The 25,712-nt window shown below is 69.8% G+C and carries 28 protein-coding genes; 16 read left to right on the forward strand and 12 right to left on the reverse strand.

Going from position 1 to position 25,712, the window contains the following annotated elements; genetic code table 11:
- The first annotated feature begins 5 nt into the window (after positions 1–5).
- The 4 genes from ACPPVW_RS05330 to ACPPVW_RS05345 all read left to right on the forward strand — a co-directional run bounded on the left by ACPPVW_RS05330 (position 6) and on the right by ACPPVW_RS05345 (position 3,391).
- Entirely contained in the window at positions 6–443 is a 438-nt protein-coding gene (locus tag ACPPVW_RS05330) for a VOC family protein (protein ID WP_426625485.1), read from the forward strand.
- 161 nt (positions 444–604) lie between these two features.
- Positions 605–1,351: a 3-hydroxybutyrate dehydrogenase gene (locus ACPPVW_RS05335; RefSeq protein ID WP_426625486.1), complete on the forward strand. Its 747-nt coding sequence runs from the start codon at positions 605–607 to the stop codon at positions 1,349–1,351.
- Entirely contained in the window at positions 1,348–2,247 is a 900-nt protein-coding gene (locus ACPPVW_RS05340) for an alpha/beta hydrolase (RefSeq protein ID WP_426625487.1), read from the forward strand. The genes ACPPVW_RS05335 and ACPPVW_RS05340 overlap by 4 nt, the downstream gene beginning before the upstream one ends.
- An 88-nt stretch (positions 2,248–2,335) precedes the next feature.
- Positions 2,336–3,391, forward strand: coding sequence for an alpha/beta fold hydrolase (locus ACPPVW_RS05345; RefSeq protein ID WP_426625488.1), 1,056 nt, complete (start codon positions 2,336–2,338; stop codon positions 3,389–3,391).
- Here ACPPVW_RS05345 and ACPPVW_RS05350 read toward each other — a convergent pair.
- Genes ACPPVW_RS05350 through ACPPVW_RS05360 form a run of 3 tightly spaced genes read right to left on the reverse strand, consistent with a single transcriptional unit; the run spans position 3,372 to position 4,831 of the window.
- Positions 3,372–3,899, reverse strand: a complete 528-nt coding sequence (locus ACPPVW_RS05350) for a GNAT family N-acetyltransferase (RefSeq protein ID WP_426625489.1) — start codon at positions 3,897–3,899, stop codon at positions 3,372–3,374. The two genes, ACPPVW_RS05345 and ACPPVW_RS05350, sit on opposite strands and share 20 nt — an antisense overlap.
- A gap of 7 nt (positions 3,900–3,906) precedes the next feature.
- Complete coding sequence (locus ACPPVW_RS05355) at positions 3,907–4,176, reverse strand: DUF1778 domain-containing protein (protein ID WP_426625490.1); 270 nt, start codon at positions 4,174–4,176, stop codon at positions 3,907–3,909.
- A 43-nt stretch (positions 4,177–4,219) separates the two neighbouring features.
- Positions 4,220–4,831 (reverse strand): TetR/AcrR family transcriptional regulator, encoded by a 612-nt coding sequence (locus ACPPVW_RS05360; RefSeq protein WP_426625491.1) that lies wholly within the window; start codon positions 4,829–4,831, stop codon positions 4,220–4,222.
- A 58-nt stretch (positions 4,832–4,889) separates the two neighbouring features.
- Here ACPPVW_RS05360 and ACPPVW_RS05365 point away from each other — a divergent pair, with 58 nt between their 5' ends.
- From ACPPVW_RS05365 to ACPPVW_RS05375, 3 genes are all read left to right on the forward strand, one after another.
- Positions 4,890–5,924, forward strand: a complete 1,035-nt coding sequence (locus ACPPVW_RS05365; protein WP_426625492.1) for an agmatine deiminase family protein — start codon at positions 4,890–4,892, stop codon at positions 5,922–5,924.
- A 130-nt stretch (positions 5,925–6,054) separates the two neighbouring features.
- Positions 6,055–7,758 (forward strand): amidase, encoded by a 1,704-nt coding sequence (locus ACPPVW_RS05370; RefSeq protein ID WP_426625493.1) that lies wholly within the window; start codon positions 6,055–6,057, stop codon positions 7,756–7,758.
- A 273-nt stretch (positions 7,759–8,031) separates the two neighbouring features.
- Positions 8,032–8,613, forward strand: a complete 582-nt coding sequence (locus tag ACPPVW_RS05375; protein ID WP_426625494.1) for a M15 family metallopeptidase — start codon at positions 8,032–8,034, stop codon at positions 8,611–8,613.
- Positions 8,614–8,620: 7 nt separating this feature from the next.
- Here ACPPVW_RS05375 and ACPPVW_RS05380 read toward each other — a convergent pair whose 3' ends face one another.
- Entirely contained in the window at positions 8,621–9,238 is a 618-nt protein-coding gene (locus ACPPVW_RS05380) for an NAD(P)-dependent oxidoreductase (protein WP_426625495.1), read from the reverse strand.
- Positions 9,239–9,297: 59 nt separating this feature from the next.
- Between ACPPVW_RS05380 and ACPPVW_RS05385 the strand changes: the two genes are divergently transcribed.
- The 4 genes from ACPPVW_RS05385 to ACPPVW_RS05400 all read left to right on the forward strand — a co-directional run bounded on the left by ACPPVW_RS05385 (position 9,298) and on the right by ACPPVW_RS05400 (position 14,014).
- The gene (locus ACPPVW_RS05385) at positions 9,298–9,786 is read left to right on the forward strand and encodes a MarR family winged helix-turn-helix transcriptional regulator (RefSeq protein ID WP_426625496.1); all 489 of its coding nucleotides are present in this window, start codon (positions 9,298–9,300) and stop codon (positions 9,784–9,786) included.
- Between the two features lie 134 nt (positions 9,787–9,920).
- Positions 9,921–11,945: an ABC1 kinase family protein gene (locus ACPPVW_RS05390; protein WP_426625497.1), complete on the forward strand. Its 2,025-nt coding sequence runs from the start codon at positions 9,921–9,923 to the stop codon at positions 11,943–11,945.
- A gap of 62 nt (positions 11,946–12,007) precedes the next feature.
- Positions 12,008–13,444: an argininosuccinate synthase gene (gene argG / locus ACPPVW_RS05395; protein ID WP_426626251.1), complete on the forward strand. Its 1,437-nt coding sequence runs from the start codon at positions 12,008–12,010 to the stop codon at positions 13,442–13,444.
- Positions 13,445–13,555: 111 nt separating this feature from the next.
- Positions 13,556–14,014 (forward strand): MarR family winged helix-turn-helix transcriptional regulator, encoded by a 459-nt coding sequence (locus ACPPVW_RS05400; protein WP_426625498.1) that lies wholly within the window; start codon positions 13,556–13,558, stop codon positions 14,012–14,014.
- Here ACPPVW_RS05400 and ACPPVW_RS05405 read toward each other — a convergent pair.
- Positions 14,002–14,334, reverse strand: coding sequence for a twin-arginine translocase TatA/TatE family subunit (locus ACPPVW_RS05405; protein WP_426625499.1), 333 nt, complete (start codon positions 14,332–14,334; stop codon positions 14,002–14,004). The genes ACPPVW_RS05400 and ACPPVW_RS05405 overlap by 13 nt on opposite strands.
- 23 nt (positions 14,335–14,357) lie before the next feature.
- Positions 14,358–16,994, reverse strand: a complete 2,637-nt coding sequence (locus tag ACPPVW_RS05410) for a LuxR C-terminal-related transcriptional regulator (protein ID WP_426625500.1) — start codon at positions 16,992–16,994, stop codon at positions 14,358–14,360.
- Positions 16,995–17,473: 479 nt separating this feature from the next.
- Here ACPPVW_RS05410 and ACPPVW_RS05415 point away from each other — a divergent pair, with 479 nt between their 5' ends.
- Positions 17,474–17,902, forward strand: a complete 429-nt coding sequence (locus ACPPVW_RS05415) for a hypothetical protein (RefSeq protein WP_426625501.1) — start codon at positions 17,474–17,476, stop codon at positions 17,900–17,902.
- Here ACPPVW_RS05415 and ACPPVW_RS05420 read toward each other — a convergent pair.
- The 5 genes from ACPPVW_RS05420 to ACPPVW_RS05440 are packed head-to-tail and all read right to left on the reverse strand — an operon-like array spanning position 17,899 to position 21,446.
- Entirely contained in the window at positions 17,899–18,522 is a 624-nt protein-coding gene (locus tag ACPPVW_RS05420) for a signal peptidase I (protein WP_426625502.1), read from the reverse strand. The genes ACPPVW_RS05415 and ACPPVW_RS05420 overlap by 4 nt on opposite strands.
- A gap of 3 nt (positions 18,523–18,525) precedes the next feature.
- A complete protein-coding gene (locus ACPPVW_RS05425) occupies positions 18,526–19,257 on the reverse strand; it encodes a hypothetical protein (protein ID WP_426625503.1) in 732 nt (243 codons plus the stop codon).
- Complete coding sequence (locus ACPPVW_RS05430) at positions 19,254–20,321, reverse strand: hypothetical protein (protein WP_426625504.1); 1,068 nt, start codon at positions 20,319–20,321, stop codon at positions 19,254–19,256. The genes ACPPVW_RS05425 and ACPPVW_RS05430 overlap by 4 nt, the downstream gene beginning before the upstream one ends.
- Positions 20,318–20,872 (reverse strand): hypothetical protein, encoded by a 555-nt coding sequence (locus ACPPVW_RS05435; RefSeq protein WP_426625505.1) that lies wholly within the window; start codon positions 20,870–20,872, stop codon positions 20,318–20,320. The genes ACPPVW_RS05430 and ACPPVW_RS05435 overlap by 4 nt, the downstream gene beginning before the upstream one ends.
- A gap of 40 nt (positions 20,873–20,912) precedes the next feature.
- Positions 20,913–21,446: an alternate-type signal peptide domain-containing protein gene (locus ACPPVW_RS05440; RefSeq protein WP_426625506.1), complete on the reverse strand. Its 534-nt coding sequence runs from the start codon at positions 21,444–21,446 to the stop codon at positions 20,913–20,915.
- A 422-nt stretch (positions 21,447–21,868) separates the two neighbouring features.
- Between ACPPVW_RS05440 and ACPPVW_RS05445 the strand changes: the two genes are divergently transcribed.
- Entirely contained in the window at positions 21,869–23,176 is a 1,308-nt protein-coding gene (locus tag ACPPVW_RS05445) for a UDP-glucose dehydrogenase family protein (protein WP_426626252.1), read from the forward strand.
- A gap of 3 nt (positions 23,177–23,179) precedes the next feature.
- Here ACPPVW_RS05445 and ACPPVW_RS05450 read toward each other — a convergent pair whose 3' ends face one another.
- Positions 23,180–24,478 (reverse strand): protein kinase domain-containing protein, encoded by a 1,299-nt coding sequence (locus tag ACPPVW_RS05450; RefSeq protein WP_426625507.1) that lies wholly within the window; start codon positions 24,476–24,478, stop codon positions 23,180–23,182.
- A gap of 94 nt (positions 24,479–24,572) precedes the next feature.
- Between ACPPVW_RS05450 and ACPPVW_RS05455 the strand changes: the two genes are divergently transcribed.
- The 3 genes from ACPPVW_RS05455 to ACPPVW_RS05465 all read left to right on the forward strand — a co-directional run bounded on the left by ACPPVW_RS05455 (position 24,573) and on the right by ACPPVW_RS05465 (position 25,580).
- Positions 24,573–25,079 (forward strand): MarR family winged helix-turn-helix transcriptional regulator, encoded by a 507-nt coding sequence (locus ACPPVW_RS05455; protein ID WP_426625508.1) that lies wholly within the window; start codon positions 24,573–24,575, stop codon positions 25,077–25,079.
- A gap of 69 nt (positions 25,080–25,148) precedes the next feature.
- On the forward strand, positions 25,149–25,313 hold the full coding sequence (locus ACPPVW_RS05460) for a hypothetical protein (RefSeq protein ID WP_426625509.1): 165 nt from the start codon (positions 25,149–25,151) through the stop codon (positions 25,311–25,313).
- A gap of 12 nt (positions 25,314–25,325) precedes the next feature.
- A complete protein-coding gene (locus ACPPVW_RS05465; RefSeq protein ID WP_426625510.1) occupies positions 25,326–25,580 on the forward strand; it encodes a DUF6458 family protein in 255 nt (84 codons plus the stop codon).
- The last annotated feature ends 132 nt before the right edge of the window (positions 25,581–25,712 follow it).

A 25,712-nucleotide genomic window follows, 5' to 3' on the forward strand; every position in this document is an offset into this window, starting at 1 on the left:
CCCACATGTCGAATCTCGTCGTCCATTTCGAAATCCACGCCACCGAGCCGAAGCGCCTGATGGAGTACTACTCCGAACTCCTGGGCTGGACTTTCACGCGGTTCGGCGAGATGCCCTATTGGGCGATCGACACCGGGGAGGGCGCCATCGGGGTGGGCACCGCCGGCAACGGCATCAACGGCGGCCTCACCCAGCGGATGGGTCCGCCGCCGGCGCTGGACGCCCCGATCTCCGGCGCGAACATCGTGGTGGGGATCGACGGGAACGTCGACGAGCTCTACCGCCGCGGACTCGACCTCGGCGGTGCCGAGGCGCTGCCTCCCGACGACATGCCGTCGATCGGACGGGTGGCCTACCTGCGCGACCCGGATGGCAACGTCTTCGGGCTCATCTCGCCCGTGCTCTCCGACGGCACCGACGTCACCTCCTTCATCGCGAGCTGACCGGTCCGACCGCTCAGCCGCTCAGCCGAGGGGCACGTTAACGCCCTTACAACCGCGTTTTAGGGGCGTTTGCGTGCCCCTCGGCGACAGCTTCTTCCGCCGCGCCGCACGCCGCGGGTAGGGTGCGGGTGAGGGCGGGCGGGCCCGGGAAGGAGGCGGCGATGGCGGACCTCTCGGGGCGCAAGGCGCTCATCACCGGCGGAGCCAGCGGGATCGGCCTGGCGTGCGCGGAGGCGTTCACCGCCGCAGGCGCGCGCGTCACGATCGCCGACCTGAACGGGGAGGCGGCCCGCGCGGTCGCCGACCGACTGGGCGGCGAGGCATGGGAGGTCGACCTGTCGCAGACGGCGGAGCTCGGCGACCTCCGGCTCGACACCGACATCCTCGTCAACAACGCCGGCCTCCAGCACGTACGCCCGATCCCCGAGTTCGAGCCCGAGAGCTTCGCGCTCATCCTGCGGATCATGCTGGAGGCTCCGTTCCTGCTCATCCGTGCCGCACTGCCCGGGATGTACGAGCGCGGCTTCGGCCGCATCATCAACGTGTCGAGTGTGCACGGGCTCCGCGCTTCCGAATTCAAGTCGGCGTACGTGGCCGCCAAGCACGGCCTGGAGGGCCTGTCGAAGGTGACCGCGCTGGAGGGCGCCTCCCACGGCGTCACCTCCAACTGCATCGAGCCGAGCTACGTGCGCACACCTCTGGTCGAGAAGCAGATCGCCGACCAGGCGCGGCTGCACGGCATCCCTGAGGACCAAGTGGTCGAGAAGATCATGCTCGCCGAACCGGCGATCAAGAATCTGGTCGAGCCGGAGGAGGTCGCCGGGCTCGCGCTCTGGCTGGCCGGTGAGGGGGCGCGCATGGTCACCGGCGCGAGCTACACGATCGACGGCGGCTGGAGTGCACGGTGACATCCGAGCCGACAGGGAGCGAGCCCAACCCCTTCCGAGTCCCGGTCGACGGCGGCGAGCTGGCCGGCGGTCAGTGGCACGCCGACGCGAGCGGCATCCCGCTCGTCGGCATCCACGGCATCACCGCCAACCACCTCGCCTGGGCGGTCGTCGCCGGTTCGCTGCCCGGGGTGCGGCTGGTGGCTCCCGACCTGCGCGGCCGCGGTCGAAGCGGAGAACTCCCCGGGCCGTACGGGATGGTCGGCCACGCGGACGACGTCGCGCGCATGATGGACGGCCTCGGCATCGAGCGCGCCGTCGTCGCCGGCCACTCGATGGGCGGGTTCGTTGCCGTCTGGCTCGCCGAGCGGCATCCCGACCGGGTGGAACGCCTCGTGCTGATCGACGGCGGCCTCCCCGTGACCCGCACCGCCGACCTCGGCCCGGCGCGCGACCGGCTGCGGATGACGTTCGCGAGCGAGCAGGACTACCTCGCGTTCTGGCACCGGCATCCCGCGCTCGGACCCTGGTGGAACGACCATGTCGAGCGGTACGTGCTTTACGACCTCGTCGGCTCCGCGCCCGAGCTGCGGTCGAGCGTCTCCGAGGAGGCCATATCGGTCAATGCGCTCGAGATGGACGGCAGCAGCGGCTACGCGGAGGCGCTCGCCGGGCTGACCCTGCCGATCGCGTTCGTGCGCGTGCCGCGCGGACTGCTCGACACGGACCCGCTGTATCTGCCGGAGGAACCAGCCGAGTGGCGCGCCCGCCTGCCGTGGTTCGAGGCCTACGAGGCCGACGACGTGAACCACTACACGATCGTGATGACGGAGGCCGGGGTCCGACAGCTGAAGCCGCACCTTCCGGGCGGGTATCCGCCGCATCCGCACTTCCACACCGAGCCGCACCGCCCCTGATCCGAACCGAAGCCCGATCCGCGCTCGAACGGGCGATCCGCACTTGAGCGCCGGCCCGCACTCGAACACCGACCCGAAGGAGATCCCAGTGACCGGAACCCTGCTCCCCGGCATCGTCGCCCGCACGATCCCGACCTCCCGGTACGCGGCGAACGTCCTGAAGCGCGCCGCCGACCCGGACGACGCCGGCACGACCATCGTGTTCGTGCACGGCAACGTGTCGTCGTCGCTGTTCTGGCAGCCGCTGATGCAGGCGCTCCCGGAGGGGACCCGGGCTCTCGCCGTCGACCTGCGCGGCTTCGGCGACAGCGAGACGCTCCCGGTCGACGCGACGCGCGGCGTCGGAGACTTCTCGAACGACGTCGCCGCAGTGCTCGACGAGCTCGGAACGGGCGCGGTGCACCTGGTCGGCTGGAGCATGGGCGGCGGCGTCGTCATGCAGCTGCTGCTCGACCGCCCCGACCTGGTACGCAGCCTCACGCTCGTCTCCACTGTCTCGCCGTACGGTTTCGGCGGCACGGCCACCGACGGCAGCCTCCTCAACGCCGATGCCTCTGGCACCGGTGGAGGCGGGGCGAACCCCGACTTCGTGGCGCGGCTCGCCGCCGGCGACACCGGTGAGGAGTCGCCCACCTCGCCGCGGGCCGTGTACCGGTCGGCATACGTCGCGCCCGGCTTCGCCACCGAGTACGAGGACATCTGGGTGCAGTCGATGCTCTCCACCGCGACGGGCGACGACAACTATCCCGGTGACGCGAGCGCGACGGAGGAGTGGCCGGGATTCGCGCCCGGCCGGCGCGGCGTGCTCAACACGATGACGCCGACCTACTTCGACACCTCCGGGATCGTCGAAGCGCCCGCCAAGCCGCCGATCCTCTGGATCCACGGAGCGGTCGACGCGATCGTCAACGATGCCTCCCTCTTCGACTTCAATCAGCTCGGCGCCGCGGGCATCATCCCGGGCTGGCCGGGCGAGGAGGTCGCGCCACCGCAGCCGATGCTCGTGCAGATCCGCGCGGTGCTGGAGCGGTACGCCGCTGCTGGCGGCGACACCCGGGAGGTCGTTTTCGAAGACTGCGGCCACTCCCCTCACGTCGAGAAGCCCGAGGAGTTCCTGGCCGAGCTCACCGCGTGGGTGGGGTGAGGGTCGCCGCCGTCTTCAGCGCGTCGGCGATCTTCAGATAGAGGATGCGCTCGGAACCGCCGGGGAACCGCCGGAAGCCGAAGCGCTCGTAGAAGGGAACGACATCGTCGTCCTTGGCGTTCACGATGAGCGCTCGCATGCCGAGCGTCTCCGACGCCTGGATCGCCCGGCTCACGGCATCCTGCAGCAGGGAGGCGCCGAGGCCCGCGCCGGCGTCTCTGCGATCGACGGCGAAGCGGCTGAGAAGGGCCGCGGGGATCAGGTCGGGCATTCTGCGGGCGACGGAGCCAGGGGCCTCACCGCGCACGATCGAGCTCGCGGACAGGCAGTAATAGCCGGCGACGCGATCAGTATCTGCCGCGACGGACACGAAGGTGCGGGAGCCGCCGGTGGCCTCGTTGTGCCGGGCCCAGCCTCTCAGCCAGCGGTCGAGCACCTCGATGCCGCAGTCGAGCTCCGAGACGACGTCACCTGCGGCGAGCGGGCGAGGCCGGTGATACTCGGGCATACGGACCTCAGTCGACGAAGACCGACGGCCGGCGGAAGAGCTCCGCGAGCCCGTCGACGGTCTGGGCGGGTGCATCGAGCGCCGCGGAGAACGCCGCGAATGCCTCACCTTCGACGCGCAACTCGCGATCCCGACGGATCACCTCTTCTGCGCGTTCGGTGAGAGTGTCAGCCGTGAAATCGGAGACGGATCGCCCCTGGAGGACCGCTGCGCGCTCGATGAGGTCACGTTGGGCACTTGTAATGCGCACTTCGATTCGCTTGTCTTTGGTCGGCATCGAGACAGAGTACGGCAAATCGCCGTACATCTTCCTTGTCACCTCACACCGTCAGCAGGGCGCCGGAACCCAGCCCCAGCATCCCCTCCAGCACGTGCGCGAGCAGCGATCCGCGCTCGGCCGCGCCTCCCCAGCGCACGAGGGCCTGGGCATTGAGGCCGTCGATCATGCCGAGCAGCTGCCACGCGACCGCGCGCGGGTCCTCTGCGCGGAAGTCGCCCGAGGCCACTCCCGCGTGGATGACACCTTCGATCACGTCGCGCCAAGCGTCCATCTGACCGCGCACCGCCGACCCCAAGGCGACGTTGCGCCGACCCAGCGCGAACGCCTCCACCCAGATCACCGTCACGTCGTCGCGCGAGCCGTCGAGGAGGGTCCTGAGCAGAGCCGCGAGCCGGGGGACGGGATGCGTCTCGGCGGCGAGCAGCGCTCGCACCTCGTCGATCTCCGCCGCCACCACGCTGACGAACGTCTCGACGACCAGCCCGTCCATGGACTCGTGGTAGTAGGCGACCAGCGCCGGGGTCACACCGGCGCGCGCCGCGACCGCGCGCAGCGTCACGGCCGTGAGGCCTTCGTCGAGGGCGAGCGAGCGGGCGGCGGCGGCCAGTTCGGCGCGCCGCTCGGCGGGCGGTTTTCGGGCTGCTCTTGACATCGTGGGTCCAGTATAGGTATTTATTGATCATCCGATCAATAGAGCCCGGAGGTTCACGATGACCTGGCGCATGCCCGCCGAGACTGCACGGCACGAGCGCACGTGGATGGCCTTCCCGCGCGCGGGCATCACCCTCGGCGATGACGCGGCCTCGGCCGAGGAGGCCTACGCCGCCTGGACCGCCGTCGCGCACGCGGTCGCCGAGTTCGAACCTGTGACCATGGTGGTCGACCCCACCGAGCGCGAGCGAGCCGCGCGCATGCTCGGCTCGCACGTCGAGCAGGTGGAGGCGCCGCTCGACGAGTTCTGGATGCGCGACTTCGGTCCCACCTTCGTGGTCGACGACGAACGCCCGGGCGTGCTCGGCGCGGTCGATTGGACCTTCAACGGCTGGGGCGACCCCGCCTGGTCCGAGTGGCGCAGATCGGCCGAGATCGCCCGCTTCGTCGCCGAGCGCACCGGCGCCGAGCTGGTCAGCTCCGTACTCGTCAACGAGGGAGGCGGCATCCACGTCGACGGCGAGGGCACCGTGCTGCTCACCGAGACGGTCCAACTCGACCCGCGCCGCAACCCGTACGCCCACAAGGCCCGAGTGGAGGCCGAGCTCGCCCGGACCATCGGAGCCACCCACGCCGTCTGGCTCCCCCGCGGGCTCACGCGCGACTACGACGACTTCGGCACGAACGGCCACGTCGACATCGTGGCCACCATCCCCGCCCCCGGCCGCCTGTTGCTGCACACGCAGCGCAACGCGGAGCACCCCGACTTCGAGGTGTCCCGCAAGCTGCGGGCATTCCTCTCCGGAACGACGGACGCCGCCGGCCGCTCGTGGGACCTCATCGAGCTCCCCGCCCCCGCGACCCTGCGCGACGAGGAGGGTTTCGTCGACTGGAGCTACGTGAACCATCTCGTCGTCAACGACGGCGTGATCGCGTGCGGCTTCGGCGAGGAGCGCGCCGATGCCGAGGCGACCGAGATCCTGGAGGCCGCGTACCCGGGCCGTAGGGTGAGCATGGTGGATTCGCGCCCGATCTTCGCCCGCGGCGGCGGCATCCACTGCATCACGCAGCAGCAGCCGGCGGTCGCCCGATGAGCCGGCCCGCCCCCCGCGTCGGCAACTCCGGACTCTCGGGCCTAAAGGCCCCGCCCGCACCGTCCGAACGGACCTCCGACCGGCGCGTCGCCCTCCCCGTCCGTACTTACGCGCATCGGGGAGGTCGAGCGTGACCCGCTTCGACGTCGTCGAGGCGGGCATCGCCGAGCTGCGGCGAGCGCTGGAGGTCGGCGAGACGACCAGCGCCGAGCTGGTCGACGCCTACCTCGGCCGCATCGACGCGTACGACACCGCCGGACCGACCCTGAACGCCGTGGTCGTGCGCAACCCGCAGGCCCGGGCAGAGGCCGTGGCGTCCGACGAGCGCCGCGCGCGCGGCGAGACGCTCGGCCCGCTCGACGGCATCCCGTACACCGCCAAAGACAGTTACCTGGTGCGCGGCCTGACCGCCGCGGCCGGCTCCCCCGCGTTCGAGCACCTCGTCGCGCAGCGCGACGCCTTCACGATCGAGCGACTCCGCGCGGGCGGCGCGATCCTGCTCGGCCTCACCAACATGCCACCGATGGCGAACGGTGGCATGCAACGCGGCGTGTACGGCCGCGCGGAGAGCCCGTACAACGGCGACTACTTGACCGCGGCCTTCGGCTCGGGATCCTCCAACGGCTCCGGCACTGCCACCGCGGCGAGCTTCGCAGCGTTCGGGCTCGGCGAGGAGACCTGGTCGTCGGGCCGGGCTCCGGCCTCCAACAACGCCCTGTGCGCGTACACGCCTTCGCGCGGCGTGATCTCGGTGCGCGGCAACTGGCCGCTCGTGCCGACCATGGACGTCGTCGTGCCGCACACGCGCACCATGGCCGACCTCCTGGAGGTTCTCGACGTCATCGTCGCCGACGACACCGAGACGCGGGGCGACTTCTGGCGCGCTCAGCCGTGGGTGCCGATTCCTCCGGCGTCGCAGCTGCGCCCGGCGTCGTACCCGGCGGTCGCCGCGAGCGCCGATCTCGTCGGCGCGCGCATCGCCGTCCCGCGCATGTACATCAACCGCGACGACGAGGCCGGCACGGCCGAAGACGGCGGCATCGGCGGCCCGACCGGTCGCCGCATCGAGACGCGACCCTCGGTCATCGCGCTATGGGAGGCCGCCCGCCGCGATCTGGAGGCCGCCGGCGCCGAGGTCGTCGAGACCGACTTCCCCGTGGTCTCCAACTACGAGGGCGACCGGCACGGAGCGCCGACGATCGCCACTCGCGGCCTCGTCTCGCCGGAGTATCTGCGGCGCGAGATCGGCGACCTCTCGGCCTGGGCGTGGGACGACTTCCTTGCCGCCAACGGCGACCCCGGGCTGAACACGCTCGCCGATGTCGACGGCGCCCGCATCTTCCCGGCGCCGGAGGGCGCCCTCCCCGACCGCTACGACGGGTTCGACGACGACATCGCAGAGTACCCGGATTGGGTGCGCGAGCACCCCGGCACCGCGCTCACCGCCATCCCCGAGCTCGCCGGCGGGCTCCGTGGTCTCGAGGAGACCAGGCGGGTCGACCTGGAGGAGTGGATGGACTCGCTCGGCGTCGACGCGGTCGTCTTCCCGGCCGTCGCCGACGTCGGTCCGGCCGACATGGATGTGAACGCGGCCTCCGCCGACCTGGGCTGGCGAAACGGCGTCTGGGTGGCCAACGGCAACCTGGTGCCCCGGCATCTCGGCATCCCGACCGTCACCGTGCCGATGGGCACGATGGCCGACATCGGGATGCCGGTCGGGCTGACCTTCGCCGGCCGAGCGTACGACGACACCGCGTTGCTCGCCCTGGCGGCGGCATTCGAGGCGACCGCGCGGCGGCGCACCGAGCCGCCGCGCACACCGCGGCTCGGGTAGCGCACGCCCGAGAACCGGGCCACCCGTCGTCACGAATGCCGCGTTCGCACTGGTGGCGATTCGCCGCGAATGTCGCCTTCCACGCGGCGTTGCGCGACATTCGCCGCGAGTGTCGCCTCCCGCGCCGGGTGGCGATTCGGCGCGAATGTCGCCTTCGACGCGGCGGAACGCGACATTCGCCGGGAATGACGACCCGGCATGTCCGTCTCGCGACGGATGTGGTTACCTCGGACGGGCGACGACAGGTGAGGACGCGCCTGAGACGGTGGAATCATGGTCCTCCCTCGCTCCGTCCCCGCGCGTCGCGGCCTCCTCTCTGCCGCTCTCACACTGTCCGCTCTCATCGCCCTGACGGGCTGCACCGCCGTGACGACCGCCGTCGGCATCGCGCCCGTGCCGAGCGATGCCTCCCAACTCACCGAAGACGACGGCTACATCCCGGACGGTGCATCGCTCACGCTCGACAGCGATCTGCCGGCGATCCAGCGACTCGACCCGCAGCTCCTGGAGGCTTTGCGCGCCGCAGACAGTGTCGCCGTCGAGGAACGGGGCACGACGATCACGATCGTGGACGGCTGGCGCTCGCTGCGCTACCAGGAGTACCTGTTCGCCCGGGCGGTGCAGAAGTACGGGAGCGAACACGAGGCCGAGCGCTGGGTCAAGCGCGGAGCGGACTCCTCCCACGTCTCCGGACAGGCCGTCGACATCGGTACGGCCGACGCCATGGACTTCCTCAGCCGGTTCGGCTCGGAGTGGGGGATCTGCCAGACCTACGCAAATGAGGCGTGGCACTTCGAGCTGGCGACCGACCCGGGCGGCGAGTGCCCGGCGATGGAGGCCGACGGGCGCGGCTAGAGTCGCGTCACGCCGCGACGCCGACCGCCTGTCGTTCGGTCTCCGGGCGCCCCAGGCTGGCGATCATCGCGGCGGCGAGATCCGCCCGGGAGACGCTGAAGCTGCGTGGCACGCTCCCGCCCACGCGCGTCTGATACGTGCCGGTCGCCTTGCCATTGGTGAGCAGGGGCGGCCGGAACGCCGTCCAGACGGCGTCGGACGCGGCGAGCGCCTCCTCCATCTCGCGCAGGTCGTCGTAGACAGGGCGCAGCACCCGGCTGACGATCGGGAGGGCGACGCGGCGGCTGAGGAGGCTGTCGTCGACGGCCGGCGGGCCGACCGGCGCAGCGCTGATGACGACGAAGCGGTGCGGTGCAGCGGCGAGGATCTTGCGGGTGGCGGGCGCCGCGACGGGAGCGTCCTTGCGCGAGTGCGGGCCGATCGCCGAGAGAACGGCGTCCGAGTCGGCGATCGCTGCGCTCAGGGCCGCAGTGTCGGAGAAGTCCGGGACGACGCGCACGGCGACGCGCGGGTCGAGATCGGCGGGCCTCCGAAGGACGGCAGTGACCTCGTCGCCGCGATCGAGGGCCTGGTGGACGAGGTGTGCGCCGGTGCGACCGCTGGCGCCGAAGATCGTGAGCTTCATATCGGCATAGTAGGTGATAATCATAGTCGTGTGCAATCACTGATTGGTACGATGTCGGGATGCCCGTCCCGGATGACCAGCCCGACGTGCCCGCCCTCGAGACGCGCGCCAGCTTCCTCCTCTCTCAGCTCGGCCTCCAGAGCGCCCAGCGCTTCACCGCCGCTCTCGCCCCCCTCGGGATCACACCGAACCGCTTCGGGGTGCTGGCCCACCTCGCCAGGCAGGAGGGCCGCACCCAGCAGGAACTGGCCACGGCGCTCGGCCTGCACCGCAACTCCATGGTCGGCCTGATCGACGACCTCGAGGCCAGGGGCCTCGTCGAGCGCCGCCGCCACCCGGAGGACCGCCGGGCCTACGCCATCCACCTCACGCCCGCGGCCCGTGAGGTGCTCGCCGCCGGCGACCGTCTCGCCGACGAGCAGGAGGAGGCGATGCTCGGCACGCTCAGCGCGCAGGAGCGCGCGGAGCTCGTCGCGACGCTGACGCGGTTGGTCGCCGCGGCCGGCTACCGGGCGGGCGTGCACCCTGGCCTGGGATCGGGGCACTGAGGACCTTCTGAGGCGGCGACGCCTCAGGCCCGGCCTTGGTACCTGGGGCGGACCGCCGGCCGACCCGGGATGGATGTGGCGCGACGATCATGCTGATGGGCTGTGGGGACCTCGGAGATCTGGAGGACCGCGACATGCCCCTGACCGCTCTCATGACGAACATCGTCGTCTACGCCGTACTTCTCACTTTTCCCTTCATCCTTGCGTTTCTCGCGCGACGAATGCTGGGCGCACCGATCGGATGGCCCCGAAGCCTCCTCGTGGGACTCGGAATCGAGCCGCTCTGGTTCTGGCTTCTGTCCGCGCTCGCCCCATGGGCAGGACTCGGCGACCGCGAACAGGGCCCGGACAGTGCGATCGGCGGCTGGTACCTCATCGTCGTCCTCTCGCTCGCCTGGGCATTCGCTCTCGGTGTCGCCGCCCTGGTTCTCTTCGAAGTCATCGCACCGACCGGCAGCATCCCCACGCCCCTCACGGCGATGCGTGCGGTGCGGCGATCGCTGAGGCAGGGCGTGCGCACCCTGGCGATCGGCCGGATCGCGTTGCGCCACGGACTCGTTCAGTTCACGCATCGTTCACGACGTCAGGCCTCCACTCAGCACACGACTCCGGAAGCTTTGACGGCCGCCTTGGAGGAATGCGGCCCGACGTTCGTCAAACTCGGGCAGATGCTCTCGTCCAGGCGTGACCTCGTCTCCGATGACTATGTGGTCGCCCTGTCGAGACTGCAGAGCCAGGTGCGACCCGCCGAATGGAGCGATATTCGCGCCGAAGTGGAGGAACAGCTCGGCGGATCGCTCGACGATCATTTCCTTCACGTCGATGAGACTCCACTGGCGGCTGCCTCCATTGCCCAGGTGCACGCCGCCACCCTTCTCGACGGCACATCGGTCGTCATCAAGGTGCAACGACCCGAGGCCCGGGCGCGGGTGTTTCGAGACGTCGAACTCATCTGCAGCGTCGGCGCCACCATCGAAGCACGCACGGAATGGGGCAAATCCCTCGGGATCACGGCGCTGGTGGACGGATTCGCCGAGTCTCTGGCCATCGAGCTCGATTTCACGGCTGAGCGCCGCCATTTGGAACTGATCAGACAGGCCTCCATGCGCACGGAATCCGCCATCACGATACCGGCGTTCCACCCCGCGCTGTCGACGGAAACCGTGTTGACGATGGATCGCGCCGAAGGCACTCCGATCGGACGTGCTGCGGATCTCATCGCTTCGCGCACCAAGGCCGATGCCGCGGCGCTTGCGGGCCGGATTTTCGAGGCCATACTGCACCAGATACTCATCGAGGGGGTCTTCCACGCCGACCTCCACCCCGGGAACATCCTCCTCGGCGAGAACGACGAGGTGATCCTGCTCGATTTCGGTTCGATCGGGATCATCGACCGCGAGAGCCGGCTGGCGCTCGCCCGCCTCCTGAGTGCCCTCGACACCGACGACGCGATCGCCGCTGTCGATGCGCTGTCGATGATGTGCACCATTCCGGGCGACGTGGACAGTCAGCTGCTGGAACGCGACGTCGGGAGACTCCTGACGATCGCCAGGGCGAGCAACAGCGGCAGCAGCGAACTCTTTCCCGATCTGTTCCGGGTGGTCAGGCGCCACCGGATTCTCCTGCCCCCGGCGATCGCGGCAGCGCTGCGGGCGATCGCGACTCTCGAGGGCACACTCCTCTGCATCGACCGTGCTTTCGACATCGTAGAGGCCGGGCGCTGCGCCGGCCCGCGAATTCAGTGCGAGATCGTCACGCCACGCTCGACCGCCGACAGCCTCGAGGCGAGCGCCACAGCCCTGGCGGGCACAGGGGCACGGCTGCCACGTCGCATCGAGAGCATCACAGCGGACATTGCCAGCGGTGCGTTCGCGCGCCGGTTCCATCCGTTCGCCGATCGTGACGATCGGGCGTTCCTGCGCGGACTCGTTCACGAGTTCCTGAAGACGATCATCGCAGTCGCCCTCGTCATCGCGTCGGTCGCGCTGACCGTCAGCGATGCCGGCCCGTTGCTCGCCCCGACGACGATGCACGCGACGACGTACTTCGGCCTCTCAATCGGCGTGGTGGCGTTCGTGCTGATCATGCGGGTGCTGGTCCGGAAATTCGATCCAGGAGGGGACCGCGGCGTTCGTCCGCCCCGAGCCCCCTCCCGATGACCATCGCCATGGCGAGCTCCGCGGCGAATCCATTCCTGCACGCCCGCACTAAGCTGGAAGCCGTGTCCAAGGTCTTGAGCAGTCTTCCGGTCGGTGAGCGAGTCGGCATCGCGTTCTCGGGAGGTCTCGACACCTCCTGCGCGGTCGCCTGGATGCGCGAGAAGGGCGCCGTGCCCTGCACGTACACCGCCGACATCGGCCAGTACGACGAGCCGAACATCGACGAGGTTCCCGGTCGCGCCACGGAGTACGGCGCCGAGATCGCCCGCCTGGTCGACGCCAAGCGCGCACTGGTCGAGGAGGGCCTTATCGCGCTGCAGTGCGGCGCCTTCCACATCCGCTGCGGCGGCAAGACCTACTTCAACACCACCCCCCTCGGTCGCGCGGTCACCGGCGTCATGCTGGTGCGCGCCATGATGGAGGACGACGTCGACATCTGGGGCGACGGCTCCACCTACAAGGGCAACGACATCGAGCGGTTCTACCGCTACGGCCTCATCGCGAACCCGCGCCTGCGCATCTACAAACCGTGGCTCGACGCGGCCTTCGTCGAGGAGCTCGGCGGCCGCACCGAGATGAGCGAGTGGCTCATCGCGCGCGGCTTCCCCTACCGCGACCCCAGCGAGAAGGCCTACTCGACCGACGCCAACATCTGGGGCGCCACCCACGAGGCCAAGCGGCTCGAAGAGCTCGACGCCGGGCTCGACATCGTCGACCCGATCATGGGTGTCGCCGCCTGGCGTGAAGACGTGGAGGTCGCCCCCGAGACCGTGTCTGTGCGGTTCGAGGCCGGACGCCCCGTGGCCCTGAACGGCGTGGAGTTCGCCGACCCGGTCGGGCTCGTGCTCGAGGCCAACGGGATCGGAGGCCGACACGGCCTCGGCGCGTCCGACCAGATCGAGAACCGCATCATCGAGGCCAAGAGCCGCGGCATCTACGAGGCCCCCGGGATGGCGCTCCTGCACATCGCCTACGAGCGGCTCCTCAACGCGATCCACAACGAGGACACCGTCGCCAACTACCACAACGAAGGCCGCCGCCTCGGCCGCCTCATGTACGAGGGCCGCTGGCTCGACCCGCAGTCGCTCATGCTCCGCGAGTCCCTGCAGCGCTGGGTCGGCTCGGCGATCACCGGCGAGGTCACGCTGCGCTTGCGCCGCGGCGACGACTACACGATCCTCGACACGACGGGGCCGGCGCTCAGCTACCACCCCGACAAGCTCTCGATGGAGCGCGTCGGCAACGCCGCCTTCGGCCCGTCCGACCGCATCGGCCAGCTGACGATGCGCAACCTCGACATCGCCGACTCGCGCTCGCGCCTCGAGCAGTACGCGGCCGCCGGGCTGATCGGAGGGCCGACCGGCGAGCTCGTCGGCAAACTGCAGGAGGGCAGCGCCCGTTCCATCCTCGAGCTCGACGTCAGCGCCGCCGACGACGCGCTCTCCCGCGAGATCGACGCGTCCTCCGAGGGCGCGGCCTTCGACGCCGGGACCGACTGAGGAGCGACCGTGTCGTGGGCGTCGGAGGGGGACGGCGGGACGGAGGAGGCTGCGCCCGGCGACACTGCGCCCGTTGTTCCTGGGCCCGTTGATCCTGCGCCCGTTGATCCTGTGCCCGTCGATCCTGCGCCCGTCGATCCTGCGCCCGTCGATCCGGGGCCCGGCAATTGGCCCCTGGGCCGCCTGCTGGGTGCCGCCTCCCGTGCCGTGGAGCGCGCCTGGTACGACGCGCTCGAGGCCCGCGGGCTCACCCACGCCGGGCTCATCGTGCTGCACTTCGTCGAGCTCGGCTTCAGCTCCCAGACCGCCCTTGCCCGCGTCGCCCAGGTGGAGGCGCAGACCATGTCGCGCACCATCGACCGGCTCGAACGCGAAGGGTTGGTCACGCGTGAACCCGACCCGGCCGACCGCCGGCGCCACATCGTCGCGATCACTCCGGAGGGCCGGACGGCGTTCGAAGCGGTGCGCGGCTTGGAGGACGAGGTGTTTCCGCAGGTCGACGACTCCGCCGCCCTGCGCGCCGCGCTGATCCAGATCATCAGCGCGGCGCCAGCACGTCAGTCGCGCTGAGGCGGATCGGCAGCCGGTGCGTCCGACGCCGGCGGTTCCGCAGGCTTCGACTCAACCGGCTTCGACTCAACCGGCTTCGGCTCCGCCGCTTTCGGCTCCAGGGGCTTCGGCTCCCCGGGCGCCTCCCCTGCCGAACCGGTGACGGTGTCGCTGTCACCGCCGGCGGACTGGTCTCCCGACTTCGTCGTCTCCTTGCGCAGGATCCGAACCGACTCACCGAGGCCTTTCGCCAGAGCGGGGAGCTTGGTGGCGCCGAACAACAGCAGCACCACCGCGAGGAGGATGACGACGTGCCATCCGCTGAAGAGGTTCCCGAACATGCGACTACTCCCTCCCGACCGGATCAAGCGATCCGGTCGTCGCCCTCGTAGCGGTTGCGTCCGAGCGGAAGCCGCGGCCTCAGCAGCCCGAGGTCGTAGGCGATGCGGACGGCCTCATCGCGGGAGTTCGCCCCGAGCTTGCGGTAGATGCTCCGCGTCTGGGTCTTCACCGTGTTGATCGAGACCACCAGCGATCGCGCGATGTACTCCAGGCTCGCCGTCGACTGGAGGCGATCGAGCACGATGCGCTCGCGCTGCGTCAGCTGCGCCGCCATCGCCGCCTCCGAGAAGAGCGGCTTGACCTTGGCCATCGCGGTCTCGCCCGGTATCTCGTCGTCACCGTCGCCCGACACCGCGAGCGACGGCGCGGCGTGACCCGCGATCGTCAGCACGAACGGCGTGAGCAGGTTGTTGGCTTCGGCGACCTGATGAGCGTTGAGCCGGATCGTCGCCGCCCGAGCGCTCTTCAGCCGCTGCAGTGCTTCGGCCTCCACGAGGAGCATCTCTACCCGGGTCCGCGGACCCGCGCCCTCCCCGAGCACCGCCTCCGCCAGCAGTTGAGCGCTCCGGTACTCCCGGAACATGAGCAGCAGGCGGGCCGAGACAGGCCGCAGCGCGTTCGTGCCGTCGGGGAACGACTTGATCAACTTCTGAGCGGCCACGAGGTTGCCCTGCGACATCAGGAGGTCGGCCTCGAGCGCGACGAAACGTGCCCGTTCGCTGTTGCTCGGAGTGTGCGGGGACTTGCTGATCAGCTCGGCGTCGATGACCTGTTGCGCGTGCTCCAGCTCGCCGGAGGCGAGAGAGCGCAACGCAGCGGCGTACGCGGAGTAGCTGTGCAGCTCGCCGAGGTCGGCCTCCAGGTCGGCCCACGGAGCGACACGCTCCTCCGTGCCGTCCGGGTGCGCTTCCGTGGCGATCAGCCGCGAGGCGACGGCCACAGGGATGAAGGCGCACGTCCGCAGCGCGTGATCGCCGCGCACAAAGGCCTCGACCCGCGCGGCCACCGCCTGCGCCCTGTCGATCTCGCCGTGCAGCGCATACGCCAGCGACGCGGCGCCGGAGGAGTATGCGTAGAGGTTCGGATCGTCCGCCGCCCCGATCGCCGCCCGCTCGAACGCCGTAGCGGCCTCCTGGTCGCGGCCCAGTCTCAGCTGGGTGAGTCCGATCTCGAGCCAGGCCAGCGGCGGCTCGGTCACAGATGCGTCGGGAGAGGACAGCGTGGCCAGGAAGTCGTCGGCCTGCGAGAGCCTTCCCACCTTGCGCAGCGCGATCATGCTGGTCAGCTCCGTCCAGTACTGCCGCACCGGCTCGAGCCGACGGCCGCGCAGGGCCTGCGGCTCGGCGGCGGCGTGGTAGTAGTCGAGGGCGCCCAGCGGGTCGCTGCCAACGTTCTCGCGGAGCAAGCCGGTCACCGTCAGCAGGATCACCGAGGAGCGGAGCGCTCCGAGGTCGAGAGCGCCGAGCTCCTGCAGGTAGTCGTCCGCCTCCTCGGTGAAGGCCGACGTCCAGTTGCGCGCCAGGATCGTCTCGGCCGCCACGATCTCGTTGCTTCGTAGCGCCTGCCGCAAGGCGGTGATCGGGTCGCCGTTCGCTTCGAGCACATCGAGAAGCTCCCCAGCCAGCCGATCGCCTTCACCGGGCGACTCCGCCTCGAGCTGCGAGCGGAGGACGGCGCGCACCGGGTCGAGGAACTCGAAGACCAGCCGTCCCTGGCCGCGCGCGTACGTCCAGAAGCCGAGGCCGGCCGACTCCGCCACGGCGAGTGCACCGTCGTCGGCCCCGTCCGGCTCGATCCTGGCAACGATGTGCGGCGCGAGATACGGCGCGACGGCCGCTCGCTGGAGCCCGTTGCGCTCGGCGGCGCCGATCGGCGCGTGCGCGAGCAGCTCGGAGACCACGGTCTCGGAGATCTCTTCCAGCGCCCGTGCCACGACGCCCTCTGGCAGCGCGGCCCGCGGGTCGTCGAAGATGCGGATCATCGCCCGAGCGGCCAGCGGCCAGCCGTGGCTGCGCTTCCACACGTGGTCGAGCACGCGCGGCTCGACGTCGATGGCCAGCAGCTGCACAACCTTGTCGAGCTCGTCGCGCCCGAACGCCAGGTCGTCGTTCTGAACGACTACCAGATCGAGCACCGCCGCGAGCGCCGGGGCCTCGAAGGAGGTCAGGGCGCGCGTGAGGACCATGAGGTGGAGGTTCGGCGTGCGACGGAGGAGCTGGACGAGCTCGTTGGAGAGCCGGCCGTCCCACTGGCGGGTGTAGCCGTCGAGCACCAGCACGACGGTTCCGATGCGCCGGCCGATGGCCTCCTGCGCCGCTGCGAGGGGGTCGGCGTCCCAGAACGCCGACTCGTCGTGAGGATCGAACGCCTTGCGGGTGGCGTACCAGAACTCGTCGAGCCCTCCGCTGATGAGGTCGAGGTCGATCCAGGTCGCCGACGGATGGTTCGCGCCCTCCGGCCGGTCGAGCCACTTGCGGACCAGCGACGTCTTGCCGTAGCCCGCGGGAGCCCGGACGATAGTCGCCTGTTCGCGCAGGCCGCGGTCGAGGCGCTCGAAGAGCGCGGGCCGCTCGATCGTGTACCGCGACAGCCGGGGAAGCCGCGACGGCTCTCCGCCGTCTTTCGGTAGTCGTGTGTCGCGCAGATGCGTGGTGGTCATGCTGGACTCCTTCGGCTCGGTGTCACTGCGTACGATCCCGCTACGGCGCGGAACGTAACGCGCACATGTCGCGACGCGACCCTTTTCTGACTCATCCCGTATCTCCCCCTCGTGCTCGGCCCGCCCTCCTGCCCCGGCCCCCCAATCGGTCGGGCGCTCGCTGGAGCGCATGTGCGATGATCGCAGGCCGATTGCGAGGGGTACCGCTCAGCGGAAGACCATCACGGTGGTCTGCGCCCCCACGTATGGGGGTCTTCATCCTCTGAATCACCCAACGTATGTGGGTAACATGATAGAGACCATACACGACGTTCCTTATCCTCACCTGTGGGTTCACCCGCTGGCCCACTGGTCGGAAAACCCGGCTGCAGACGAATCACCGGGTGAAAGTCGACGCTGCCCGCGGGTAGACGACCCCGTCCGCCACCGTTCCCGTGCAACCGTGGAGGCGTCTGGCGCACCGGCACCGAGGAGGCTCGATGACAGAGCACACCGATCACGACGACCTCTCGAGAGCCGCCCTCGCCCGACGGATCCAGCTCCTGCAGGACTTCGCCGAGGTGGTCAGAGGCGAGCCGTTCTCGTACGCGGAGCTGGTCGGCGCGCTGCGGCGGCAGGACCTCTCGCTCAGCCCGTCTCAGTGGTCGCAGCTGGTCGGGGGCGGCAGCGGCACCCTCCCCCCGAGCGAAGTGTTGGCGGGGCTTGCGCGGGTCTTCGGCGTTCCCGCGTCATTCCTCCTGGAGGGCGGCGCACTCCCGCCGGCCCTCGAGGCGATGGCCGGCGCGATCCTGACGCTCCGCGCCCACCGCATTCAGGAGGTGGCGGATCGGCACCTGGTCGATCTCGCGCCGAACGTCCTGGCGGACGTGATCGCTGCTCTGGCGCCGCTGGCGCGTATTCGCCCCTAGAGCGGGATGAACGTCTCGCCGTGGCCGACCGACGCGTCGCCTCTGCGTCGTCCCTTGCGCACCCACGAGACGATCGAGACGAGGGAGTAAAGAAGCAGAAGCGCCCCGATCCCGATCAGCCAGGGCTGCAGGGACGAGCCGTTCCTCACGATCGCCAGCCAACCGACGGCCGGAACCGCGTACCAGACCCGACCCCTCACCTGCTCCGCGCGCACCGGGGACGCGTCGGCGACGGCATTGGCATCGCCCCGGGTGATATATCGCCTCGTCCCATCGGAGCTCGCCTCGACGCGGACGATGCGATGGGTGACGACATCGGGTTTGCCGGAGTGGAGCTGATACGTCACGACATCACCGACGTGGAGGCTGTTCTCGGCTACGGGACGCACGACGAGGAGGGTGCCGGGCGGCAGGCCGGGCTCCATCGATCGCGTGAGCACCGTGTAGGTGTCGGAGCCCGTCGCGATGGGGACGCCGATGGTCGCCACGAGAAGTCCGCAGACCAGGATCAGCAGCCCCGCGGTGATCGCCGTTCCGACCGCGCGGGCGATCCGCGCGACCCTGCCGGGACTGTGCGACCCGGCCGTCCGCCGTTCGTGCATGACGTTCGCGATGTCCATGCCTCATCCCTCGTCTCTCGAGTCGTGACGGGTGCTCCGGCGCCTCGCCGCGTACGCGCGCGCCGCCAGGAAGACGGCGGTACCTGCGCCTCCCAGCGTCGCGGCGATCCAGATCGCGGCCAGGATGTCGGATCCGGTCGCCGCGAGCGGAGCGGCGCTCGGACGCTCGGGAGGCTCCGCGGGCGTCGTGCCGCCTCCCCCGCCCGAACCTCCGGTGTCGCACCCGGCGCCCGTCGGGTCGGCGTCCAGAACCACCAGGAGCGAGAAGCCGATCGGCTGGGACTGACCGGAGGTCCCGGTCAGATCGCCCAGCGCGAGGGCCGCGTCGACGTCGACGGTGGCGCCGGAGGCCACCGCCTGCGGCGCGAGTAGAGGCAGGCACGAGCCGGGGGAGTCGAGCGGAACGACGGGTCCCGAGCCCTGCGCCGTGGAGACTCCGAGCGACAGTGCGCGACGCAGATCGGCGTTTGGCACGTCGACCGACATCAACGCGACGCGAAGGTAGGCGACGCCTCCCGAGCCGTTCTGCACGGCGAAGCGATCGTGCGCGCTCGCCCGCGGCACGAGGATCGATCCGTCGAAGAGCGGATGCGACGTCCGCACGATGCTGTCCGCCTGCGCCGTGAGCACGTAGACGTCCGAGGCGGCCGGCGGCGCAGCAGGCTGCACCCCGAGACCGGAGGCGCCGGTGACCCCGGCGAGGGCGAGTGCGAGAGCGGCGACGACGGCGTTCACAAGCTGTCCACCTGATTTCCTGCCGTGCCCGCGGAGACGAGGAAGAACACCCACTGCTGCGCCGACGACCCGTCGCAGACCGCCGCCGTCACGGGACCGGCGGCGACGGGAGCGGTCCAGCACAGGCCGCTCCCCGAGACGATCTGGAAGATGGTGGTTCCCGACCGCAGCTGCAGCTGCCAGGTCTGGACACCCGCGGCGCCCTGGGCGCGCGTGAGCAGCGTGCCGTCGGGGTCGATCGTCACGAGCCCGCCCGCGGCTCTGCCAGCCGTCAGGGTCGAAAAGTCGGGCGCCACGGTGTTCCAGATGAAGAATTGGTTCGGACCCGGAGTGGCGGGGGCTCCCTGGCAGGCGGCCAAGGCCACCAGCTGACCCATGGCGTCACCGACGTCCATGCACAGGGTTCTGTCGCGGTCCGGGCGGATCTGCTGGACGCGCCCGTCGCTCCAGAGGTTGACGCGATAGATGAACTGCGTCGTGTAGGTCGCCGTCGCCGTCGCCGTCGCCGCGAAACTGCGCACCGACAGCGTCACGCTGACCGTCGGTGCGAACGTCTGGGTGCCTCCGTCGACGCCGAAGGCTCTGGCGGTGCCGGTCGTCTGCACGCAGAGGTAGGTCTCGGCTCCTGGCGCGACCGGATCGCCGGCGACGGTGAGCCCGTCCGTCCAGGCGCCCGTCGCGGAGCTCGGCGGCGCGGCGGCGGAGTCCGTGCACTCCGCGGGAGTCTGCACCGGCCAGGCGGTCGCGAGGATTCCCGGGCCGAGGGCTGAGGGAACCGAGAGATCGGCCCGCGCGTCCGCCGGCACCGTCGAGCCGGTCGTCGTGTTGGTGATCGTCACCAGCGCCGCACGCGTACGCGCCTCGTTGGCGATCGTCGCCGTCTGCGGGGCGAGTCCCGCGGAGACCCCGACCTGTGCAGCGGTGACGGACCCCGACACCGTCAGCTGCGCGCTCCACACGGCCACCGCGGCCGGGCCGGCGAGCACGCCGGCCAGCACGGCCGTCACGGCCACCGTGGAGACGGCGGCGCGGTAGCGCGTTCGCGAACCAGGCTCTCGGGTCATGGCCGGTATTGATTCGCGTCGAGGAGGAGGGTGAAGTCGGCCACCGTCGTTCCCGCGGCATCCGCCGGGACATCGGGGGCGAGGGTGACCGTCAGGCAGTACGACGAGAACGTGCTGCCGAGCATCGGGCTTCCGACGTTCTGCGGGGTGGCGCCGAGCGGAACGGCCGCGCCCGGCGCAGCGCAGGAGCCGGGAGCGAGCGCCCACGACACCTCGGTACTCGCCGCGGAGGCGGCATCCAAGGACGCGGCCACCAGGAAGGGGGTCGTCCCGGTGTTGCCCACGGTGAGCGTCTCCGAGCGCGCCTCGCCGGGGAGCATGCCGTCGAACGCGGCCGGGTCGAACGCGGCTGAGGTCGCGGTCGGCGAGCCCGTATCGCCGACCGCGACCGTTGCCGTCAGGGTTCCGGAACGGACTTCCGTCTCGGAGATGGGAGCACTCCCGTTCCACAGTGCGTAGCTCCCCCCGACGTTGAGACCGGCGACGAGCACGAGCGACCCGGTCAGGAGGGCGGGATACAGCGGCGATCGTCTCGCCTGTCGTTCTCTCATCACCGCCCCTCCCGTCGAGCGTCGCTCGGCCGCGCTACCGTCAGGGTGTCTGCTGCAACAGGAACTGGAGCCCGGTGAGCTGGACGGACTGGGCCTGGGCGACCGTGCCGGTGACCGAGTCCGGGGGGAAGGTGACGTTGACCGTCACCGGCACCGTGATCGGGGCGGTCGTCGTCGGCGCGTTGGAGACGACGTCGAAAGTGTTCGGCACCCCAGCGACCGGGGTGAGCGTTCCTCCGGTGGCCGTGCCGACGGACATCGTGATCTGGAGCGCCGCGAGGAGCTCCGGGTCGCCCGTGATCGACGACGGGTCGATGGAAAGCTGGGAATGCAGGTTGTCACCCTGCGCGACGATCGTGACGTCGGCGGTGTATGTCGCGGTGTCGCCCGGAGACCACGCGGTGATCGTGTTGTCCCACGTTCCTCCTATCGCGTTCACCGTCAGCACACCGGAGTCGACTGAGCCCGCGTCGAGCGTGGCCGCGTCGTTCCAGAGCGCAAGGGTCCCCGCCGATCCGATCAGCAGGGCTAAGCCCGCGCCGCCGGCGATCAGCGCTTTCGTGAGTTTGTTCATCGGTCTCTCCAACCGTCTCTGATGAGTTCCTCGGACGCTCGGAGAGGATCGGACTGCAAGATCCTGTCGTGTTTGGTTCCCGAACGTGCGGCCCACGGTAGCGACGGATCGGGTGAGTGCCGGGGCGAGGTCGAGGTGAAATGCATGCATCACACATGCATTGCTGGGTGACGGGTGATCTTCCCGCTGAGGAGGGTGAATTACCGCTCAGGGCATTGCAGCGAAACGGGACTGGAGCACACAATTTCAGACATCGCGACGACATTCGGGAATCGCCGCGGTCGGCCCGCCGCCACCATCATCCCCTCCGGCGGCGAGTGGTGCGGGTGCCTCCCCTGACATCGAGCGGCACCCGCACCGGCCACGTTCGACGCTTGTTCCGTCGGGCCGTCCGACGACACAACGGGCAGGAGAACGATTCAGTGAGACTTTCAGTCATCGGCTGTGGGTATTTGGGTGCTGTGCATGCTGCGGCGATGGCCGATTTGGGTCACACGGTGGTGGGTGTGGATGTGGATGAGGTGAAGATCGCGGCGTTGTCGCAGGCGCGGGCGCCGTTCTTCGAGCCGGGTTTGCCGGAGGTGTTGGCGTCGGCGATGGCGAGTGGGCGGTTGCGGTTCACGACGGATTTTGCTGCGGTGGCGGATGCGGATGTGCATTTCGTGGCGGTCGGGACGCCGCAGTCCTCTGATGGGGATGCTGCTGATCTGCGGTTCGTGGATGCGGCGTTCGAGTCGTTGTTGGAGCAGGTGTCGCCGGGGGATGTGATCGTGGGGAAGTCGACGGTCCCGGTTGGGACGGCTTCCCGGTTGGCGGGGTTGGTGGCGCAGCGGGTGCCGGGGGCGACGTTGGTGTGGAACCCGGAGTTTTTGCGGGAGGGGTTCGCGGTGCAGGACACCGTGTCCCCGGACCGGTTGGTGTATGGGGTGCCTGCGGGTGAGGCGGGTGTGCGGGCGGCTCGGATCCTGGATGAGGTGTATGCCAGCGCGGTCGGTGCCGGCACTCCGGTGATCGTGACGGATTATGCGACGGCGGAGTTGGTGAAGGTCGCCGCGAACGCGTTCCTGGCCACGAAGATCTCCTTCATCAACGCGATGGCCGAGATCGCGGAGGTCACCGGCGCCGATGTGACCCGGCTGGCCGACGCGATCGGGCACGATGCCCGGATCGGGCGCCGGTTCCTGAACGCCGGGGTCGGTTTCGGTGGCGGCTGCCTGCCCAAAGACATCCGTGCGTTCTCCGCCCGCGCCCGCGAACTCGGCCGTGGCGAGTCGGTGCGGTTCCTGGACGAGGTCGACCAGATCAACCTGCGCCGCCGGCAACGCGTCGTCGACCTGGTCCGGGAAGAATCCGGGCACCTGGACGGGGTGAAGGTCGCCGTCCTCGGGTTGGCGTTCAAACCCCACTCCGACGACATCCGCGACTCCCCCGCCCTCGACATCGCCCTCCGGCTGGCCGACAACGGCGCCATCGTGACCGCCACCGACCCCGAAGCCAACCCCAACACCCGAAAGCGCGCACCCCACCTCACCCTCGTCGACACCGCAGCCGACGCCGTCATCGACGCCGACATCGTCATCCTGATCACCGAATGGCCCGAGTTCACCGCACTGAACCCCCACGAAGTCGGCGACCTCGTCTCCCACAAGATCATCATCGACGGCCGCAACGCCCTCGACCCCGAAACCTGGCAAACAGCCGGCTGGCGCTACCGCGGCCTCGGCCGCTAACACTCAACCGCCGCCTTTGCCGTTTCCGTTGCCGCTGTTCTTTCCCGGTCCCTTGTTGGGATGGTCCCCGTTCTGCGGAGCGGGCTGCGGCTGAACCTGCTGCGTCGCGGGCGCGGGCTGCACGGGCTGCGCCGGCCGGGTCGTCTCCGTCGGTACGACCGCCGGTACGACCGTCTGCGGTGGAGCGATCACGGTCGGGGTCGGCCGATGCGTCGGCTCGGTCTTCGGCACCGAGGAAGCCGGCGCCAAGACCGTTCCGAGGCTCAGAGCGAATGCCACGATCGCGGTCACACCCGACGCCAGGAGCACCGCGTCCGCTGCCCACCTTCGGCGTCCGTCTGCGCGCACACGCCGCCGAGGACGCGACAGCGGCTCGGAGTGAACGACCGGGAACGCCGGCGGTCTCACCGCCACAGTCGGACCGGTCCAGCCCGGCCCCGACGGTTCGACGAAATGCTCCGGCACCACCCAGCCGACCAATTGCGAGGCGAGCTCTCGCGCCATGACCGCGACCTCCAGCGCCGTCGGACGGATCCGGGGATCGCGCGAGGTCATGGCCCCGATCAAACCGTGCCAGTCCTCCGGGAGCGACCTCGGGATGCGCGGATCGCGCGCGGCCCGCGCGGTCACGGCCTCCACCGGACTCCCCGGGTACTCCCGCACGCCGGTGAGCGTCTCCAGCACCACCAGACCCAGGGAGTAGATGTCCGCCGGCGGGCCGGGCTCCGCGCCGGTCGCCTGCTCGGGGCTCAGGTAGGCGGCCGTGCCGATGATGGTCCCGGCCGTCGTCATCCGTTCGGCACCCATCAGGTGCGCGATGCCGAAGTCCGTGAGCTTGGCGTGCGGCATGCCGCCCGGCACCTCCGATTCCGCGAGGAGGATGTTCGCGGGCTTCAGATCCCGGTGGACGATACCCGCGGCGTGCACGACGACGAGCGCCTCTGCGATCGCGGCCGCGATCGCAGCGGCCTCCTCACCCGGTAGCGGCCCCCGGTCGAGCCGAGTGCCCAGATCCTCGCCCTCGACGAGCTCCATCACCAGGTAGCTCGGTGTGCGGTCGTCGTCCACCGATAGGTGCGCATCGTGGAGACTCACCAGATTGGGGTGCGACAACCGTGCCAGCGCTGTCGCCTCGCTGCGACGGCGGGCGTCGTCGCCGGCCTCCCCTGGCGCGAACACCTTGATCGCGACGAACCTCTCCAGCTCCCGGTCGTAGGCTCGGTAGACGGTCGCCATTCCGCCACGGCCGAGGCGATCGCCAAGCACGTAGCGATCGAGCAGGACGGTGTCGGGTAGCACCACGCGAGCATACGCGCATCGAGTGATGCCGTGAATCCGCCGAAAGTCATCGAACTGCCCGTTGCATTCGGCCGCGACCGGGAGATGACTGAGTGGAGTGACTGATCGATCGGATGCGCCGCCCGCAGATGTGCCGCCGCCCGACCGGGGCGTGCTCGACGCGCTCCAGGTGTACCGGGCAGCCGAGACCGCGATGCGCCGACGCACCGGAGCGGCCATGGGCATCGGCGAGAACGACTTCCTCGCGCTCCGACTGATCCTCGACAACGCCTCGGGAGGCCGTCACACCGCCGCCAAGGACGTGAGCGCCTACGTCGGCGTCTCCAGCGCCTCCACCACCGCGCTGATCGACCGACTGGTGCAGGCCGGGCTCGTCGAGCGCCGGATCAACGACTCCGACCGCCGATCCGTCGACCTGGTGCCGACGCGTGCGGCGTTCGGCGACACCGGCCCGATGATGGCCGCTCAGGAGCAGATCGCCGCGCAGGCGGCCGAACTGAGCGAGGAGGACGCCAAGACGGTCACACGCTTCCTCACCAAGATGCGCGAGACAGTGGATCGCATCAGCGGGGAACGACACGCGAATAGGCCCGAAAAGACCTGAGGTCAAGGGGATTGTTCGACAACCGAAGCAGTTGTTCGGTGGTGTACGTCAAGGAAAGGACACCCCTCCATGAACATCCTGCTCATCATCATCGCGATCATCGCGGTCATCCTGCTGCTCACCGGCGGCTTCGTGCAGTCTCTGAACTTCCTGCTCTGGGTCGGCATCATCCTGCTGGTCCTGGCCGTGATCGTCTGGCTGGTACGGTTGCTGACCGGCAGCCGCCGAGTTTAGAGGAGGCCGCCCATGAGCCTCGGTACCGGAATCGTGTTGTTCGTCATCGGTGCCATCCTGGCGTTCGCCCTCAATGTGCAGGTCAGCTGGATCGACCTCCACCTGGTGGGCTACATCCTGATGATCGCCGGTGCCGTCGGTATCGTTCTCGGAATCATCCTGCTGGCCCGCCGCCGCCGCACCGTCGCGACCACGCACACAGCGGTCGACCCGGTGAACGGCGACCGAGTCACTCGTCGGGTAGACGACAACGACGACATCGTGTGACCCTCGGAAACTGGTCCCCGATTGTTGGACTGGGTTAGTGAGAGTGTAGTGGTCTAGCGGCGAGGGCCTGGGTCCGGTATCGCACCAGGCTCAGGCCCTCGAGCTTTGAATCGGAACAGTCGCTCGAGATTG

It is taken from the genome of Leifsonia sp. McL0607, from assembly GCF_049993355.1.
In the GTDB taxonomy this organism is placed as follows: Bacteria; Actinomycetota; Actinomycetes; order Actinomycetales; family Microbacteriaceae; genus Leifsonia.

Bases quoted from the DNA above. Each gene is read 5' to 3' on its own strand.
- ACPPVW_RS05330 (WP_426625485.1), top strand. From the start codon at position 6: ATGTCGAATCTCGTCGTCCATTTCGAAATCCACGCCACCGAGCCGAAG.
- ACPPVW_RS05335 (WP_426625486.1), top strand. From the start codon at position 605: ATGGCGGACCTCTCGGGGCGCAAGGCGCTCATCACCGGCGGAGCCAGC.
- ACPPVW_RS05350 (WP_426625489.1), bottom strand. From the start codon at position 3,899: ATGCCCGAGTATCACCGGCCTCGCCCGCTCGCCGCAGGTGACGTCGTC.
- ACPPVW_RS05355 (WP_426625490.1), bottom strand. From the start codon at position 4,176: ATGCCGACCAAAGACAAGCGAATCGAAGTGCGCATTACAAGTGCCCAA.
- ACPPVW_RS05360 (WP_426625491.1), bottom strand. From the start codon at position 4,831: ATGTCAAGAGCAGCCCGAAAACCGCCCGCCGAGCGGCGCGCCGAACTG.
- ACPPVW_RS05365 (WP_426625492.1), top strand. From the start codon at position 4,890: ATGACCTGGCGCATGCCCGCCGAGACTGCACGGCACGAGCGCACGTGG.
- ACPPVW_RS05375 (WP_426625494.1), top strand. From the start codon at position 8,032: ATGGTCCTCCCTCGCTCCGTCCCCGCGCGTCGCGGCCTCCTCTCTGCC.
- ACPPVW_RS05380 (WP_426625495.1), bottom strand. From the start codon at position 9,238: ATGAAGCTCACGATCTTCGGCGCCAGCGGTCGCACCGGCGCACACCTC.
- ACPPVW_RS05385 (WP_426625496.1), top strand. From the start codon at position 9,298: ATGCCCGTCCCGGATGACCAGCCCGACGTGCCCGCCCTCGAGACGCGC.
- ACPPVW_RS05390 (WP_426625497.1), top strand. From the start codon at position 9,921: ATGCCCCTGACCGCTCTCATGACGAACATCGTCGTCTACGCCGTACTT.
- ACPPVW_RS05405 (WP_426625499.1), bottom strand. From the start codon at position 14,334: ATGTTCGGGAACCTCTTCAGCGGATGGCACGTCGTCATCCTCCTCGCG.
- ACPPVW_RS05410 (WP_426625500.1), bottom strand. From the start codon at position 16,994: ATGACCACCACGCATCTGCGCGACACACGACTACCGAAAGACGGCGGA.
- ACPPVW_RS05415 (WP_426625501.1), top strand. From the start codon at position 17,474: ATGACAGAGCACACCGATCACGACGACCTCTCGAGAGCCGCCCTCGCC.
- ACPPVW_RS05420 (WP_426625502.1), bottom strand. From the start codon at position 18,522: ATGGACATCGCGAACGTCATGCACGAACGGCGGACGGCCGGGTCGCAC.
- ACPPVW_RS05430 (WP_426625504.1), bottom strand. From the start codon at position 20,321: ATGACCCGAGAGCCTGGTTCGCGAACGCGCTACCGCGCCGCCGTCTCC.
- ACPPVW_RS05435 (WP_426625505.1), bottom strand. From the start codon at position 20,872: ATGAGAGAACGACAGGCGAGACGATCGCCGCTGTATCCCGCCCTCCTG.
- ACPPVW_RS05440 (WP_426625506.1), bottom strand. From the start codon at position 21,446: ATGAACAAACTCACGAAAGCGCTGATCGCCGGCGGCGCGGGCTTAGCC.
- ACPPVW_RS05460 (WP_426625509.1), top strand. From the start codon at position 25,149: ATGAACATCCTGCTCATCATCATCGCGATCATCGCGGTCATCCTGCTG.
- ACPPVW_RS05465 (WP_426625510.1), top strand. From the start codon at position 25,326: ATGAGCCTCGGTACCGGAATCGTGTTGTTCGTCATCGGTGCCATCCTG.